Source organism: Bradyrhizobium sp. AUGA SZCCT0169 (assembly GCF_018130085.1).
Taxonomy (GTDB): domain Bacteria; phylum Pseudomonadota; class Alphaproteobacteria; order Rhizobiales; family Xanthobacteraceae; genus Bradyrhizobium.
In genome coordinates this window covers 182037-197945 of record NZ_JAFCMC010000007.1, presented here as the reverse complement: position 1 = coordinate 197945, position 15909 = coordinate 182037, and the positions used below count along the sequence as shown (strand labels likewise).

The 15909-nt window shown below is 61.8% G+C and carries 18 protein-coding genes and 1 tRNA gene; 8 read left to right on the top strand and 11 right to left on the bottom strand.

Annotated elements, in window-relative coordinates:
* Window positions 1–6: 6 nt before the first annotated feature.
* The gene (locus JQ609_RS11620) at window positions 7–1380 is read right to left on the bottom strand and encodes a hydrolase (protein WP_212273523.1); all 1374 of its coding nucleotides are present in this window, start codon (window positions 1378–1380) and stop codon (window positions 7–9) included.
* Between the two features lie 150 nt (window positions 1381–1530).
* On the opposite strand from JQ609_RS11620, the gene JQ609_RS11615 reads away from it, so the two are divergent.
* Entirely contained in the window at window positions 1531–3219 is a 1689-nt protein-coding gene (locus JQ609_RS11615) for an MFS transporter (protein WP_212273522.1), read from the top strand.
* Between the two features lie 164 nt (window positions 3220–3383).
* On the opposite strand, the gene JQ609_RS11610 is transcribed toward JQ609_RS11615, so the two are convergent.
* Window positions 3384–3599, bottom strand: coding sequence for a hypothetical protein (locus JQ609_RS11610; protein ID WP_212273521.1), 216 nt, complete (start codon window positions 3597–3599; stop codon window positions 3384–3386).
* Window positions 3600–3782: 183 nt separating this feature from the next.
* Window positions 3783–4061 carry a hypothetical protein gene (locus JQ609_RS11605; protein ID WP_212210312.1) on the bottom strand — a complete coding sequence of 93 codons (279 nt, stop codon included), beginning with the start codon at window positions 4059–4061 and terminating at the stop codon, window positions 3783–3785.
* A 209-nt stretch (window positions 4062–4270) separates the two neighbouring features.
* Here JQ609_RS11605 and JQ609_RS11600 point away from each other — a divergent pair, with 209 nt between their 5' ends.
* Window positions 4271–5287: a polysaccharide deacetylase family protein gene (locus JQ609_RS11600; protein WP_212273520.1), complete on the top strand. Its 1017-nt coding sequence runs from the start codon at window positions 4271–4273 to the stop codon at window positions 5285–5287.
* 81 nt (window positions 5288–5368) lie between these two features.
* Here the strand turns inward: JQ609_RS11600 and JQ609_RS11595 are convergent, their stop codons facing one another.
* Both JQ609_RS11595 and JQ609_RS11590 read right to left on the bottom strand, forming a co-directional pair.
* Entirely contained in the window at window positions 5369–5812 is a 444-nt protein-coding gene (locus tag JQ609_RS11595) for a hypothetical protein (protein ID WP_212210310.1), read from the bottom strand.
* Window positions 5813–5917: 105 nt separating this feature from the next.
* Window positions 5918–7096: an efflux RND transporter periplasmic adaptor subunit gene (locus JQ609_RS11590; protein WP_212273519.1), complete on the bottom strand. Its 1179-nt coding sequence runs from the start codon at window positions 7094–7096 to the stop codon at window positions 5918–5920.
* A gap of 355 nt (window positions 7097–7451) precedes the next feature.
* Here JQ609_RS11590 and JQ609_RS11585 point away from each other — a divergent pair, with 355 nt between their 5' ends.
* The 3 genes from JQ609_RS11585 (at window position 7452) to JQ609_RS11575 (ending at window position 8995) form a co-directional block, all read left to right on the top strand.
* Window positions 7452–7601: a hypothetical protein gene (locus JQ609_RS11585; protein WP_212273518.1), complete on the top strand. Its 150-nt coding sequence runs from the start codon at window positions 7452–7454 to the stop codon at window positions 7599–7601.
* A gap of 706 nt (window positions 7602–8307) precedes the next feature.
* Window positions 8308–8682 (top strand): hypothetical protein, encoded by a 375-nt coding sequence (locus JQ609_RS11580; RefSeq protein WP_212273517.1) that lies wholly within the window; start codon window positions 8308–8310, stop codon window positions 8680–8682.
* A 7-nt stretch (window positions 8683–8689) separates the two neighbouring features.
* On the top strand, window positions 8690–8995 hold the full coding sequence (locus JQ609_RS11575) for a DUF6719 family protein (protein WP_212210354.1): 306 nt from the start codon (window positions 8690–8692) through the stop codon (window positions 8993–8995).
* A 53-nt stretch (window positions 8996–9048) separates the two neighbouring features.
* Here JQ609_RS11575 and JQ609_RS11570 read toward each other — a convergent pair whose 3' ends face one another.
* The 4 genes from JQ609_RS11570 to JQ609_RS11555 all read right to left on the bottom strand — a co-directional run bounded on the left by JQ609_RS11570 (window position 9049) and on the right by JQ609_RS11555 (window position 13531).
* Entirely contained in the window at window positions 9049–9702 is a 654-nt protein-coding gene (locus JQ609_RS11570; protein WP_212273516.1) for a response regulator transcription factor, read from the bottom strand.
* Entirely contained in the window at window positions 9699–11774 is a 2076-nt protein-coding gene (locus tag JQ609_RS11565; RefSeq protein ID WP_212273515.1) for an ATP-binding protein, read from the bottom strand. The genes JQ609_RS11570 and JQ609_RS11565 overlap by 4 nt, the downstream gene beginning before the upstream one ends.
* A gap of 210 nt (window positions 11775–11984) precedes the next feature.
* The gene (locus tag JQ609_RS11560) at window positions 11985–12725 is read right to left on the bottom strand and encodes a hypothetical protein (protein ID WP_212210304.1); all 741 of its coding nucleotides are present in this window, start codon (window positions 12723–12725) and stop codon (window positions 11985–11987) included.
* Between the two features lie 392 nt (window positions 12726–13117).
* Window positions 13118–13531 (bottom strand): hypothetical protein, encoded by a 414-nt coding sequence (locus JQ609_RS11555; protein WP_212273514.1) that lies wholly within the window; start codon window positions 13529–13531, stop codon window positions 13118–13120.
* Between the two features lie 111 nt (window positions 13532–13642).
* On the opposite strand from JQ609_RS11555, the gene JQ609_RS11550 reads away from it, so the two are divergent.
* Both JQ609_RS11550 and JQ609_RS11545 read left to right on the top strand, forming a co-directional pair.
* Window positions 13643–13831, top strand: coding sequence for a bacteriocin (locus JQ609_RS11550; RefSeq protein WP_212210302.1), 189 nt, complete (start codon window positions 13643–13645; stop codon window positions 13829–13831).
* 640 nt (window positions 13832–14471) lie between these two features.
* On the top strand, window positions 14472–14831 hold the full coding sequence (locus JQ609_RS11545) for a hypothetical protein (RefSeq protein WP_212273513.1): 360 nt from the start codon (window positions 14472–14474) through the stop codon (window positions 14829–14831).
* A gap of 249 nt (window positions 14832–15080) precedes the next feature.
* Here JQ609_RS11545 and JQ609_RS11540 read toward each other — a convergent pair whose 3' ends face one another.
* Entirely contained in the window at window positions 15081–15302 is a 222-nt protein-coding gene (locus JQ609_RS11540; RefSeq protein ID WP_212273512.1) for a hypothetical protein, read from the bottom strand.
* Window positions 15303–15468: 166 nt separating this feature from the next.
* Between JQ609_RS11540 and JQ609_RS11535 the strand changes: the two genes are divergently transcribed.
* Window positions 15469–15654: a hypothetical protein gene (locus JQ609_RS11535; RefSeq protein ID WP_212273511.1), complete on the top strand. Its 186-nt coding sequence runs from the start codon at window positions 15469–15471 to the stop codon at window positions 15652–15654.
* Window positions 15655–15753: 99 nt separating this feature from the next.
* Here the strand turns inward: JQ609_RS11535 and JQ609_RS11530 are convergent.
* Window positions 15754–15829: transfer RNA gene (locus JQ609_RS11530), tRNA-Thr, on the bottom strand.
* Between the last annotated feature and the right edge of the window lie 80 nt (window positions 15830–15909).

The window sequence follows — 15909 nt, the reverse complement described above, 5'->3', positions numbered from 1 at the left end:
AAACAGCTAATAAGTCAGCTCAGCTACCGCAATCCGGTTTTCCGCTGCCGGCCAGGCCCGCGCCACGATTCGCTCCTGGTTGAACAGCGCCACCACGGCGCGGCCTGCCTCCTCGGCCGGAAGCCGCAAGGTGGTGACCGAATCGGTCGGCACGCCCGGTTTCACGTCCTTGGGCTCCTTGCCGTCGAACAGCACCACGTCGCGCGGCAGGCCGAAATAGCCCCGTGGCCGCGACATCAGCACGACAGCGCCGGCGCCGGAATCGGCCGACCCGAGCGGCCGGGCGGCCCGCAAATGCAGGATGTCGGACGAGCGCGGGAATGGCGAACGGTAAAAATGCGTCGTGGTCGCGTGCGGCGAGGTCAGCACGATTTCGAGATACCAGCTGGGGTCGACCTGCGCCGGACCCCAGCGGCCATCGGCGCCGGTCTGCGAAGAATGAATCCGCCCGCCATTGCGTTCGCCGGTCTCTGCGGAGACGCGATAGACATCGACCGTTGCGCCGGATACCGGACGGTTGGTCTGAACGCCGGTCGGCATGCCCGTCACCAGCCCGCTCAGCTTGACCTGCGCTTCCGGCACGATGTCGAGACGCGACGGTTCGCGGCCGGCGATGAACTTGTAAATCTCGCGGAACGCGCGCGGATGGTACGCGGTCTCGCGATGATCGATAGCCCCGAGCGCCAGATTGGTTGCACCCTTCAGCGCCGGACCTTCCGCGGTGATACCGGTCGGCGTCCCCGGCTTGCCGACGAAGCGGCCGTCGGCTTGCGCGAATTTGTCGATGCCGTCGCTGCGCAGCGTCAGAAATGCCGTGCCATCAGTGACTTCTTTTTCGCCCTCGTTCAGGCCGCGCAGGAAAGGCCCGCGGCCGTTGAACTCGCCGCCGAGACCGTCGTCCCAGTCATAGACGCCGTGGTTGGGAACGCCGCACAGCACGGCATGGCTGACATCGCCGCCGCCGCCGTTCTTGACATAATTGCGGATCGAATTGCCGCCGCGCGAATTGCCGACCAGCGCGACGCGCGGCGCACCGGTGCGCCGTTTCAGTTCCTTGATCGCCTCGCCAAGTTCGCGGCGCTGGTCTTCGGTCGACGAACGGTTCGGCTGCTCCACCTTGTCGTCGCTGCGCGCCAGGGGATCGGTGAAATTGATCGCGAACATCCGCTCGTGCGGCACGCCGTTCGATTCCATCCGCCACAGCGTGGTGATCCAGAGCGCGGCATGATCGCCATTGCCGTGCACGAACAGGATCGGCGGAATCTCGGCGGCGGCAGGCACAGCCGGCGCCGCCTGTGCCAACGCTTGAAATCCGAAGGGGCCGCCCAGCAAGGATAGCGCGCCGGCGCTTTTCAGGATCGATCGCCGCGATAGGCTCATTTTGTGACCTTCCGTTACTTTTCAGTACTTTAGCTGTGTCCTGGCACCACCGAGGGCGGCGTAACTACTGGACAGGGCAGGGTTTTCGCAGGCATCTCTTTAAATGCAAATGGAATCAAACCGGTGACAGAGGGACAGGCGGAACGGACCATGACCGACCAGCCGAAGCGCTCGCGTTTTGCCGCCGACAGCATCGCAGCGCCGCTGCGGCACGCGGTGTTCCGGCGGATCTGGCTGGCCAGCCTGGTGTCCAACCTCGGTCTGTTGATCCAGGGCGTCGGCGCGGCCTGGGCGATGACGCAGATGACGTCCTCGGCCGACAAGGTCGCCTTGGTACAAACCGCGCTGATGCTCCCCATCATGCTGATCTCGATGCCGGCTGGCGCCATCGCCGACATGCACGACCGGCGTATCGTGGCGCTGGTCTCGCTGTCGATCGCACTGGTCGGCGCCACCGCGCTGACCGTGCTGGCATGGTTCAACCTCGTCACCCCGAATGTGCTGCTGGCGCTGTGTTTTGTCGTCGGCTGCGGCATGGCGTTGTTCGGTCCGGCCTGGCAGGCCTCGGTCAGCGAGCAGGTGCCGGCGGAAACGCTGCCGCAGGCCGTCGCGCTCAACGGCATCAGCTATAACATCGCGCGAAGCTTTGGGCCGGCGGTCGGCGGCATCGTGGTCGCGACCGCGGGTGCGGTCGCAGCGTTCGCGGTCAACGCGGTGCTGTATTTGCCGCTGATGGTCGTGCTGTTTCTGTGGAACCGCACCCACGAGCCGTCGCGCCTGCCGCGCGAGCGTCTCAACCGCGCGATGGTCTCCGGCGTGCGCTATATCGCCAACTCGCCGTCGATCCGCATCGTGCTGATACGAACATTGGTCACCGGCCTGATCGGCGGTTCGGTCTCGGCGCTGATGCCGCTGGTGGCGCGCGATCTGCTGCATGGCGGCGCGCAAACCTACGGCATCATGTTAGGCGCCTTCGGCATGGGCGCCGTTATCGGGGCGCTCAACATCACGGAAGTGCGCAAGCGGCTGAGCGGCGAAGCTGCGGTGCGCGCCTGCGCGATTTCGATGGCCGGCGCGATTGCCGCGGTGGCGTTCAGCACGAACGCGGCGCTGACGGCGGCGGCCCTCGTGCTCGCCGGCGGCGTGTGGATGCTGGCGGTCGCGCTGTTCAACATCGGCGTACAGCTCTCGGCGCCGCGCTGGGTCGCGGGCCGCTCGCTGGCCGCCTTCCAGGCCGCGATCGCCGGCGGCATCGCGGTCGGAAGCTGGGGCTGGGGCCATCTTACGGACTACGCCGGCGTCGAGGCCGCGTTGCTGGTCTCCGCAGGCCTGATGCTGGTTTCGCCGATCCTCGGCATCTGGCTGCGCATGCCACCGGTCGGCGCGCGCAACGAGGCTGCCACCGAAGTGCTGGCCGATCCCGAGGTGCGGCTGTCGCTGACCGGACGCAGCGGCCCGCTGGTGGTCGAGATCGAATATCGCGTGGCGCAGGACAACGCCCGGCTGTTCCACAATGTAATGCAGGAAGTGCAGCTGAGCCGGCAGCGCAACGGCGCCTATGGCTGGTCGATCGCGCGCGACATCGCCGATCCCGAATTGTGGACCGAACGCTATCACTGCCCGACCTGGCTGGATTATCTGCGCCAGCGCAACCGCGCGACGCAATCCGAACGCGCGCTGCACCAGCGCGCGATCGACTTCCACCTCGGGCCCGAGCCGATCCGCGTGCGCCGCATGCTGGAGCGGCCGTTCGGATCGGTGCGCTGGAAGGAAGATACGCCCGACCGCGCCGCCAACGAGGTGTTGCCGGTCGCGACCGTGGCGGGAAGCAGTACGTAGCTATCTCACCATCGTCATTCCGGGATGCGCCCCTTGGTGCAGGCCCGGAATCCATACTCATTATCGTGGTTATGGATTCTCAGATGTGCAATTGCACATCATAGCTCGTGTTTCGCACGCCCTCAGATGCGCAATTGCGCATCGGGGAATGACGGAGAGGCTAACTACCGCCCGTGAGCGGCCAGCGTTTGCTGACAGCCCTTGCTGATACGGGCGCGGTTCTGCTGCAGGCACGCCAGCACGACCATGTCGCCGTCATTCATCTGGGCGCGGCAAAACCGCGAGACGTCGCGGGCGCAGGCGTCATGGCCCGGCTGCTGCTGCGCCGAAGCGGCTGACGCCATCAGAACAAAGGGAACAACGAAAAGAAATCTGGTCATCTTAGTCGCCTTCACACACAGCAATAAACGATCCCCGCCTTCTATCGCGTTTTCAGGCGAAAGCCAGCCCGGAGCTGGTCCGGGGGAAGCGGTTACATGCGGGAATTTGGCTGCCGGCAAACGCAAAAAACGCCTGCGTCGCATCGACGCAAGCGCTTTTCGAGAGAGCCGGGGAAGACTGGGTTATTGCGCGGCGACCTTGCTGACGCGCTGCGCGGCGAAATCGCGGTCCATCACGGCGCGGCAACCGCTGGAGAGATTTGCGCGATTCTTGACCATGCAGGCGGTGATCTTCGGAATGTTCGGGATTTCAGAGCTGCAGAGGCGGAAGGCATCGCCCGTGCACTGCGAGCGGGCTTCTTCGCTGAAGGCATAGCCCGCGGTCGAGGTAACAGCGGAAAGCGAGGCGGCAACGGCCAGCACGACACTGACGTTACGAACGGTGGTGAAGAAAGCGGTCATTTTCGGCTCCCATTGGCGCCGCGGATGCGGGGCCCGTTGTTGATGACCGACCGTGCACTCCGCCCACCATTCCCGCTGTGACGTTCATCACACAGAGATAAGCCCCTAATTTTCCTGAACTCCGGCGCCGTGTTGGGGAGGCGTTAAGACCTTATTGGCATTAATGGCCCGTTGCGTTGTGTCCCTTGCGTTATGTGGAAAGTGTAACGATGCGTAATGCGTTAGGCCTGATGCTGGCCACTGTTGTTTCGGCGGCTGTGATCGCCGGTGTTTGGTTCTGGACCTCCTCGCCGCGCGCTGATGCGGCTCCTCAAACTGTCGCCGCCCGCAAGGCCGAGCCGTTGCCGGCCGCCGCCAAGCCGAAGGATGACGTCGAGGTAACGGCGTCGCTAACGAAGCCGGCCCCGCCGCCCGCACCTGTCGCGCCGGTGGCCGCGAAACCGGCTTGCGCCAATCCCGATGCGCTCGGCGTCAGCCGCACCGTCATTATCGACACCACGGGCGGACCGGGCTTCGGCTTCCTGCAATACAAGCAGTTCGACTTCCTGACCGAGAAAGAGGTCGTGCTGACCTTCGACGACGGTCCGTGGCCGACCACACCTGCAGTGCTGAAGGCGCTGGCGGACGAATGCACCAAGGCGGTGTTCTTCCCGGTCGGCAAGCACACCACCTATCACCCGGAAATCCTCCGCCAGGTTTACGTAGCCGGCCACACCGTCGGCTCGCACACCTGGTCGCACGCGCATCTCGACAGCAAGAAGATGACGGAAGCGCAGGCCAAGGAAGAGATCGAGAAGGGCTTCAGCGCCGTGAAGATGGCGATCGGCGCTGCACCCGCGCCGTTCTTCCGCTTCCCCGGGCTCGGACACACCCAACCCACGCTGGCCTATCTCGGCACGCGAAACATCTCGATGTTCTCGGTCGACGTCGATTCCAACGACTTCAAATCCTCGGGTCCCGATCAGGTGATCCAGAACGTCATGACCAAGCTCGACAAGCAGGGCAAGGGCGTCATCCTGATGCACGACCTGCAGAAGCACACCGCGACGGCGTTGCCGACGCTGCTGCGCCGCCTCAAGGCCGGCGGCTACAAGGTCGTGCTGATGAAGGCCAAGGTGCAGCTCGAGACCCTGGCCGAGTATGACGCGATGCTGGTCAAGGACCTCAAGGTCCCGACCGTCGCCAGCCGCCCGATCGCCAGCGTGGTGCAGACGGCTCAGGAGTAGTCAAGCGCGCCGCCGCCGGCATCAGCCCACAACAAAAACGCGCCCCGGATCAATCCCGCGGGCGCGTTTTGCTTTCTGGAATTACCAGTAAATGCCGTGTCGATGCAGTGCGTTGATGATACGCCGTTCGGTCCAGTAGCGTGACCTCCGGGACTTATCGTATCGGGGACCATCATCATATCGAGGCGAGTCCGAATATCGCGGCTCATCCTTGTAGCGCGGTTCGTCGCGATATCGCGGCTCGTCCTTGTAACGCGGCTCGTGGCGATACCGGTCAGGCTTGGTTTCGACGATCGCCGGACGCTCGACATATTTCGGAGTTTCCGCCTTGGGCGCCTCGGCCGCGCGCGGGGCTTCGGCCTTCGGCGGTTCGGCAGCTTCGGCAATTTGCGGCGGCGCGTTGGTCCGGGCCGGTGCGGCGGTTGTTTGCGTATCGCTTCCGGCCAGCGAGAGGCTTCTGTTATCCCCGGCCTGCGCGCTGACAGACGCCAAAACGAACCCTGCGATCAGAATGATTTTGCGCATGATGTGTCTCCCGTTTTTGGTAGCGGGAAAACTAGGCGGGGACCGCGAATGGTTATGTGAGATAGGTCACACAGGGGCAGTGGCCGTTCTCTGAATAGGCGCGAGCTATCGGCGCCCCAGGGAGGCATCGGCCGACGCCGTTTCATTGATGAAAGGCACCGGCTTGACCTTGTCGCCTGGCGCAAGCTTTTGAAATCCATCCACCACCACCCGGTCGCCCTCACGCAGACCCTCGTTTACCAGCCACAGGCCACCCTGCGCCTCACCAAGACGGACCGGCTGCACCGCGACACGACCATCGTCCTTGACCACAAAGACCTCGCTGCCTCCTCCCGCGTTGCGTTGGACGGCCTGTTGCGGCACCGTGATGGCGTCGGCGTCGACCCCCTGCTCGATGAGAACCCGGACATACATGCCCGGCAGCAATTCTCGTCTCGGGTTTGGAAACTCGGCCCGCATTGTCACCTGCCCGGTATAGGCATCGACCTTGGATTCCGAGAACAGCAATTTGCCGTGCATCGGAAAAACGGTTCCGTCATCCAGCACGAGGCGAACCCGGGCTGTCGTGGGCGCGATCCGGTCCAGGTCGCCGTCGGCAAACGCGCGGCGAAGCCGGTTCATCTCGGTTACCGATTGGGTGAAGTCTGCGTAGGTCGGATCAAGCTGCCGAATCGTGGCGAGATTGGATTCGTTCTGGACGACAAAGGCGCCTTCACTGACAAGTGCAGCGCCAACCACGCCATCGATGGGAGCGCGGATGGTTGCGTAATTCAGCTTGAGCCGTGCGCGGGCAACGTCGGCCTTGCGGGCCGCGACGTCCGCTTCGGCCTGACGCAAGCCTCCGACCGCCTTCTCATGCTGGGCTTCGGAGACCACCTTTTGACTCGCGAGCAGCGTCGTTCGCTTCTCCTGATGCGAAGCCAGTTCGAGCGCGGCAGTCGCCTTTGCCAGCGACGCTTCGCTTGCACGCAGTTCGACTTCGAGCGGCCTTTGATCGATTCGATAAAGCGGATCGCCGGCCTTTACTTCGGAGCCCTGGTGGAACATCCGCTCAACCACGATGCCCGATATGCGGGACCGAACATCGGCAATGCGCGTGGGCGCGATGCGACCGGGCAGTTCGCGCACCAGGGCACGCGGATGCGGTTTCACGGAAATAACGCCCACTTCGGATTCAACCTTGGTTGCGGCTTGCGCGGCCCTCGGCTCATCGCAACCCGCAAGAAACGGCGCAAGGCCAGCCAACAACAATGCTCCGCACGCCAGCCCCGAGTGATGCTTCATCTAATCCCCCAGTACTTCCAAGTCTTGACTTCCAGGTCTTGACTTCCAGGTCTTGACTTCCAGGTCTTGGCTTCCAGGTCTTGCCAGGCAATCCGATCGGATTCAGCCGCTCTGAGCAGGGTTAGCGCCGTTGGACCCGATCAGATCCTGGAACCGTCCAGCGTCATTACCGCGAATTGCTTTAGGAATGACTAGTGCACTATCCCCCGGCAGACCTGACAGGATTTACCTGACGTTCCGAAGATCATCGTCGTTCTACTATTCAGGGTAACGCCGAACCCGAGATAGCCGCGAGCCAACGATGAGAATGATAGATCTGGCTGTCGCACTCACGATCTACCTCGGAAGCGCATGCGTGGCCGCATTGTTGATGATGCTGCTGGTCTGGTACGGGCTGGGAGTTCCTCCGGCGGCATTGAGGATTAATGCTCTCATCTCGGCGGGTGCCATTGGCTTCGTGGTCGTGGTCGCGATTGCGGGTGGGGCCGACGAAAGCGAAGAATAACGGGAGATTTACGCAGATTTTTTCAAGATTGGGGGTTTTGAAATGCTGGATGGCAAGACGATCAAGAGTCCACCTTTGGCTTACTGCGTTCCGTGCTTGGAAAGAACGCCACACCGTTACGAGCGGTTAGGCGTCGACGGACGGTTGACGTCCCGCGCTGTCTGCCTGATTTGCAACAATGATTCACGCAGCGGATCCGTTCCGCAAACCGCCGCGAGATCCTCTCCATCGCCATGAACATCTCGGGGCTCCCGCTTGCCTTTTGCAGCAGCCCTTTGGCAGCAGTCCCGTCCCGTTGATGAGACAACCGTTGACCCTGACAGGCTTTTCCTGACGCCCGTACGACTGGTTGGGCTCTAGAATGGCGCCGAGCGGCAGCATGTAAGAATGGGGAATGCGACGGTGGGTCGAGCCAACTGCGAATTGAACAAGCCATATGGAAGCAAGCACTTGCGTGCGCGGGCCATGTTTTTCAAGCAGCTGGCAGTCGGCGCCGCCGACCCGAAATTTGCAGCTAAACTTCAGGCACTGGTCGACGAGTATGAGGGCGAGGCGGCGCGAGCGGAGCGATCCTTGGGGACGCGAGCCACGCCGGCGGTTCAAAACTCACCGGCGGAATGATCCCTGAATTATCCTCTGGCGATCGCACCACGATCTGCCGCCAGGACACCCTCTCTCGTTCGCACGCACAAGCTCGGCCCAACTCATGGCAGCCCAATACGTCCCCGGCGAGGTTCGGGACTTCATCCTGAAGTACATCGCTTCGGTGGCACAAATCGAAGCGCTGCTGCTCATTTGGTCAAACCCCGGAGAACACTGGGGAGTGACTGAGATCGCAGCCCGCATCTACGCCAGCGAGACGGAAACCGCGAAGGCGCTCGAACGGCTTTCCGTAGACGGGTTCGTGCTTTGCACGAATGGCGGCTTTCGCTTGAACGCGTCAGCAGAAAACATCGACATGGTTCGAAGACTTCAAGAGGTCTACGCCCGCCATCTCATACCGGTGACCGACATCATTCACAGCCTGTCGCGGAATGCGCCCTCGACGGCGGAGACATTTCATCCTCAAGAGGATCGATGAGATGCCCGTGAGCGCACGTAACGGGCACGTTGAGGACAGCGCATGCCTTGCGTTCCGGCGCGGCTCTCGTCGACTGGCATGGGGTGCGCTTCTGACGGCCTTGTTCGCGACGGCCTTGTTCGTTGCGCAACCGTCCTATGCCCAGAAGCTCTATTCCTACGAACCGCTGATGATGGATCCCTATACCACGATCTATGTCAACGACGGCTCGTGTTCGGCCGGCAAGGTCTTGAAGGTGCAGGGTGCGCCGCGGAATCAGCGGCGGAAGAAGAGCTGCGTGCCGATGAGTGATCTCAAGACCGCCCCGCGATGATGATTCGCGGCGCAGGCAGCGATGCCACGTGACTTCACACCTGTTACAGGCGCTCAATTTGGAGTCGTAAGCCAGCCCTGCTTGATGCCATAGCGAACGATATCCGCGCGGCTATGCAGTCCCTTCTTTTCGGAGGCGCGCGCCTTGTAGGTCTCCACGCTCTTGACGCTGATTTCGAGTTGCCCGCCGATCTGCTTGTTGCTGAATCCCTGCGACACGAGTTTGAGGACGTCCTCTTCGCGAGGGCTGAGCTCACCGCCATCGTCCTCGCCCGCCGACGCGAGTTCGGGCACCTTCGCCGATGTCTTTTCGGCGATCGCAGGGTCGAGGTAGAGCGATCCCTGGTTGACGGCCCGGATGGCGCGAAGCAATTCGTCTCCGGCCGATCGCTTCAACAGATATCCCCTCGCTCCGGCGTCCAGCACGGGGTGGACGTAGGCGCGATCCTCATGAACGGTCAGCGCGATGATCTTCACCGCCGGACACCGCTTGCTCAGACGACGCGCGAGTTCCATGCCGCTGAAATCCGGCAGGGACAGATCGATCACCGCGATATCCGGGGAGCATTCGCAAATCGCCTTCAAACCTGCCGCTCCCGTATTCGCCTCACCCACGAGTTCGACGTCCGGCACGTCCAGCAGCAGCGCGCGAATGCCCGCCAGCACGACAGGATGATCATCGACGAGGGCGATGCGAATGCGGGTCATCTGACGCTCACAAGCTCTTCCAGCGGAATCTGGACAAAGATCGTACTGCCTTTTCCTGGCGCGGATTCCAGGGCAATCTTGCCGCCAAGAAGCGCCACGCGTTCCTTCATGCCGGAAAGGCCCAATCCGGGCGCCCGGCCGTGCGACACATTGCGTTGCGAGGTTTCCGGATCGAAACCTATTCCGTCGTCCTCAAGAACCAGCGCCAACCCTTCCGATTTTTTTTCGAGCACGAGACTGATCTTGCTGGCCTGGGCATGCTTCAGGACGTTGTTCAACCCTTCCTGAACCAACCTGTACAGCACCGCCGCCACATCGGCGGGAAGTTGATCGTCTCGCCCGAACGTCTGAACATCGACACGAACGCCATAACGCTCCTGCCACTCCGCAACGTAGGCCTCGATCGCTTTGAAAATTCCGAGGTCGTCGATCGCCGTCGGCCGCAGGTCCGAAGCCGTGCGATGAATATCGCGGCCTATCTGCGCCGCGAGCTGTTCCAGCCATCGTACCTGCTCGGTTGCCGCTGCTCCGTTGTTTCCTCTGGCGAGCCCCTGCTCGAGTGCCTTGAGGCCGAGCGACAACCCTGTCACCGTCTGGCCGATCTGATCGTGCAGTTCCCGCGATATCCGGCGCTGCTCCTCTTCCTGGGCGGAGGCAAGCCGTCGCAGCAGATGCGACCGCTCCGCCTCCGCGCGCTTGGACACGTCAATGTCGGCGAGCACGCCGTGAATCACATGGCGATGATTGGGCCGCCCTTCAGCTCTCCCTGCCGCGCGCAACCAATACTCGCCGCGGTCGTCGGACTGAATCTGAAATGCGACGCTGCTCGACTTGCCGCTCTCCAGGCATGCAGCGCCAAAGGCCGCCAGCGCCGGCCGATGCGATGGTTCGACTTTCGCGAAAATCCCGTCGGCAGGCCATTTTGTTTCGCCCGATCGGGCGGCCGGCAGGCCCAGCAGTGCGCAAAAGCGGCTGCAGCCGCTGAACTCGTTTGTGTACAGATCCCAGCGCCAGGTGCCGAGCTCGGCGGCGTCGATCGCAAGCGCCCCTCGTTTTTCGCTGTCCAGCAAAGCCGCTGCCGATTCGAGCGCCTCCATGCGACGCCGGCGGGCAATTTCCCGGGCGATCACCAGACCAAGGGCAATGGCGAGCCCGACGCTTGCGGCGGTTCCGCCAAACAACAGTCGCAAGGAGCGAGACACGGGAGCGTTCAGTTCAGCGAGCGGAACGCCCACATGCACCGACCATCCTTCGGTGCCGGCCAGCACGCGATGGACGGTTTCGACATCCATGCCCTCACTGGTCTTGGTGTTGCGCGAATTCGCGCCGCCGCGGGCAATGGCTTCCTGCACTGCAGGCGTTTTCGCGTCTGCCTTGGCGGTGTTCGTGTCGGGCGTGCGCGCCACCATCCGCTCTTTGGCGTCAATCACCGTGCCGGCCCATCCGGCCGGCAGTCCGGCCTGACCGAGGATCGTGCCGATCTGGTCGGGCAACAGCCCGATCGTCAGGATGTAGCGGAGTTCACCATCCCTGATGACCGGGACACGCAGGGACACCAGCTGTTTGCCGATCGCAGCCTGGTACGGACCAAGTCCGCCAAGGACCGGCTTTCGCGTGCGGACGGCGGCGTTGAAACTTTCACTGTCCATGACCGGTCCGAGCGGCGCCCCGAGCGGGCGCAGCACGTTCAATACCTGCTCCTGATCCGGCTTCGTCAGCGCGGCCGTCTCCCAGAGCGGGCGGGCGGCCACGATCCGCGTTGCCTCCAGATAGAAGTCACCCAAATTCCCGTTGTCGAGTGCGGCCGAACTCGCGAGCGTTTCCGCGACCTGCATCTCACGCGAAATTTCGGCTTCGATCTGATGCGCGACCTGGGTCAGCGCTTCGGTGGCCGCTTTACGCGCGTAGCTGCGTTCCTGGTCAGCGGTGATGTAGGCGATCCATCCCCCGAGAAGCAGGACCGGGATGGCGGCGGTCAGAGCCAGCGCGGCGAACAGCCATATGCCCTCGTTCCTTCGTCCTGAACCGGAGGAAAGCCTGTCAGCCAACTCCGCGATTACAGCTGTGCGCATCTATCGTTCCGCCGGAGCAAATTGAACCCGGACCACCCTTACGGGATTTGGCGGATCGGACCAGCCTGACCTTGGTCTGCCAGGCATGGTGTTGGCCGCACGGACGTCAGGTAAATCCTGACGCTCGCAATCCATCGGGGTTCCAGATCCTTTGGTTCCGGCCCCGCCAAAGCTGGGCATGAACCTCAGGGAATGCAGCCGATCAAACCACTAGCGGGGTCGTGCTGCGTCGTCGGCCAATTCCAGCGGATCTTGAGCGGCCTCAAAACGGGGAATGAGGTCGGCGGGAAGTGCAACCAGCTTTGCTGCACGGTTGGCGGACGATCCAAATACGGTGGCTGCCGCGATGTGCTTTGCCAGTTGCGTATAGTCGTTCCATACCAAATAGAACATCAGCGGTGGCTGCTCGCCATTATCAAGCAATCGGCTGGCGCGTTCGCCGGCTCCCTCGGTTAGCCACCATTGGTGCGCCAACGTGACTATCCTTCGAAAATTGCGAATCGTGCCGGACTGCTTGCCTGGTTCAACGCCAGACAATTGGGCGCAATGCGTCAGCCAATTGAGGCCGGCCACAATAGCAATCGCAAAATCGGTCGTCGCAGTTCCGGTGAAATCGATCACGGTCTCGTCGTGAGGACGCTGAAACAAGTAAGCGTTCATCATCTCGATCTGGCGGTCCGAACCGGTCAGCAACTCGAATTGCGGGCTTGGCACCATCGTGACATATCGCATCGCTTCGAGTCGGGTGTGATCCCAAACCGAGCTGATATCGCCATCCAGATCCGAAAGCGCCCGCTTGCAGGCCGGATAGATCAGTTTGCCGTTATCGGCATCATCGAGGTACCGCGGAACGCGGCTGCGTAATTCCTCAAGGATGACGTGCGGTCCGCCGCCGCGTCCCCGGTCGGCGGACTTCGTCGAAGGCTTTTTCGATTTCCACCAGTCGAACACTGCCTTGCCCTCTGGCCAGGCGGAGAAATCAGGAGCAAAGCCAGATTATAGCGACCGCCATTGGCAAGCCCAAGACCAGGGCAACGGCAATTGTCGATGTGAATGCGGAAAGCAAATTTACCCCCAGTTGCACCTTGCCCGGTTCAGACATGGCTCTACTCCACGGTTCGGAAAGGCAAAAAGCCGTCACCGGGACAGCGGGGACGGCCTCTCGCCGCACACTCGTTTCCAGAAGGGACAGCGCAGGGTGCGCCGACATGGTTAATGGAGGGTTAACGGCGCAGCATAGGCAGGGAAAAATGCCGGAAATAGCTTCCGAGCACCGCGGAGATCGTATCCGGGAGAAAGATCACACCGCCCGTACCACTGTTGCCGTGAGCGCGGAATGCTGTTCAGGCGCGGGCGATCCATCGGCGCAACCATGCCCACGCGCACCACGCAAAGAAGATCGCTCCCGGAGCCGTTACCGTGAATTGCACCCAGTTGCCGGATTTCCACGCGTCGATAGCAGCAAATATCGCCAGCGCGGCAAACGCGCACGAGACCAACGCGAATATCAGGAGTAGCGCACGCGGATAGATGTCGGACTCGTCCTTCAAATTTCGAGCGAGTTCGTCACGTTGCTTGGGAGGCACCTCGCTGAGTCGACGGTTGAGCAACGCCACAGGGGCGGCACTCTTCACCTTCAGGTATATTTTCAGCATGCGGCGCCTCCATGTTCGGACAAGCATGGCAGCAGGTGCATGAGCGCTCTCTGCTTTGCCGACATAGACGCGATATGCGGGGCGCTCCGTGATGCCGGTCACGCATCGGCTGTTACCTGGGGAACAGCGCATCATTGCAAGACGGGGCATTTTTCCGAGATCGACGGAACGGGGCGAATGATCGCGCCGGTCGAGCTAAACGGAGGATGTGCCATGTCTACCGGGAATCAGAACGAACTTCGCGAAATCACCGAGAACGACCTCGCCGCTGTCACTGGAGGCGGATATATCCATCTGCATCCGACTGGCTTTGGCGCCAGGACCGACTTCATGATCGCCCAGAAGCAGCTCATGGAGAGCAACTATCGCGGCGCAATCGAAGCCCCGACAATTCGGCTGTAAGTGAAACGGTCACTTTGACCAAAAGTCGCCCCGGTCGGCGTGACCGACCTGGGGCGGATGTCGTGACCACGCTGCGCTACCGGGAGCTGGCCACAAATTTCCGCTGATCTACACCGATCAGTTGAGAATACGCGCGTAGAGCGGGAGAGAGGCTGGTGCCGCAAACAGGACTCGAACCTGTGACCCCGTTCGGTTAGCCGCCGAATGCCAACACCGTTGCGCGGGTCTCCGACAGGCGGGCCGACGCAGTAGACAAGAATCGACGTGAAGCCAGCGGCCTTTGCCGTGGTCGGTGTCCCGCCTGACCAGTATCGCAATCGAGAATTTGGTTTTCGCCGCCATGGCATGACGCAATCAAAGCGCAGCCGCGTCGGACTCGCGAATCACACCCGCCCTTGCGCCCTGAAAAGCATCGGGGCGCGACCGGCGGCGGGTGTGGATAGATCAGCGGACGAATCGCTTGCGCGGATCACGTCCGCTTTAACGCTATCAGCGGACTTCGTTGGTCCTTCGCATTAGGTCCGTTAAGTGCCAATAGCCGACGGCGCAGCATTGACACTCGGCGATATCAGAATGCACCTTCGATGGCCTCGACAGCTTTCTTGGTTGCCCTCACTTGGATGCTCGGAGCTGCTTTATAATGAACGGCCTGTCAGAAGATGCACTGAATGAGAAATTGGCCGGCATACAGTTGGCATTGTTCGAATTGATTTGGCCCGCATTCACATGGATCAAAAGCATTTACGCTGCCGCCGACCCGCAGAAGTGTTTCATTCATATTCGAGCCGACGAACCGCCGTCACATGCTGAGTGGGACGACTGCGTTCGACTACTCAATGAAATATTTGCTTCGGCTGCAGGGAATTCAAAACTGTCGGTAGAAGCAGAGTGCAGTGGAACCCCGCCCCCTGCCACTGCTTTCAGGGAGATTATGTCGCAGGCAATCTTTGAATTGATTGCCACAGACGTCGCCCCTTGGCGATTGCATGCTGGTCGATAACGGCTGCATAGCCGCGAGTTCGGCTCTGGGTCATTCGCGTCGCTTCGGCATGATGCGTCGTAGGTCCGCTTTGCCTTCAGCATCGGACAAGGCATCGACGCCAAACAAGGTTGAGCGTGTCTATAGCGGCCGACCGAATCATTCCGCTAGGTCAGCACCACGGGCGGGGCAGAGTAGGAGCGGCGTCCAAAGTTGCACGCATTAGCGCCTTCCGTTCCCGCCGGACAAGAGCAAGTGACTTGCTGGAAATCAGGACGACCGCCGCTGTTCGCGAAGCCGCCGCTGGGCTGCTTCGCCCTTTTGACGTTCTGTCTCGCATCGCGCGCGGCTGCCTGTTTCGGGCGCGTTGAAGCCTACCAAGCCAGAAAAATAGCGCGAACCGCGCGGCTTTGACTTGAAACCATCGATCATCTTAAACCACTTCGGGTCTGCCCATTTGATTCTGCGAAATTTGTGGACGTTGTCAGGCATGGGCCCATCATCTCAGCGTTCACGCGTTAAGAGGCCACCGACCTCGACCGACGTTAGGACGGCGTTGACTACGTTCTTCAGTTGTCGGCCTTCATTTTAATCAAATCGGAACGAAGCGCCTTAGAGTGCCTTGACCCAGTGCCGCAGCGGTCGGGGGAATCGTACAATGAAAATCCTAGCAGCGTTGAGCCGGGTCGCCTCCCGGCCGGAAAGACCAACCCCGCGCGCCCGCCCGTTCGACGATGGCCTTGTCGAACTCGCCCGATTGATCGCGCGCGAAGTGCCTGCCGAGGACGCTGAAGCCTCGTCAACCGCCCCCAACGCCAACCCGCCGCAGAGCGAACGGCGATAGCGCTCAAGGGCCGAACAGGCAGATTGGCCGCGCGGGGCGCTACCTACCCCCGACCTACCCCGGCTGATTTTTGAAGGTGCCGAAAACCGGCTAAGTCATTGGTGCCGCAAACAGGACTCGAACCTGTGACCCCGTCATTACGAATGACGTGCTCTACCAACTGAGCTATTGCGGCGGACCAGACGCAGCGTTCGGCAACTGGGCCGAAAACGCGTGCCACCTGATATCGGGCAGCGCCCGCCTTGGCAAGAAAAA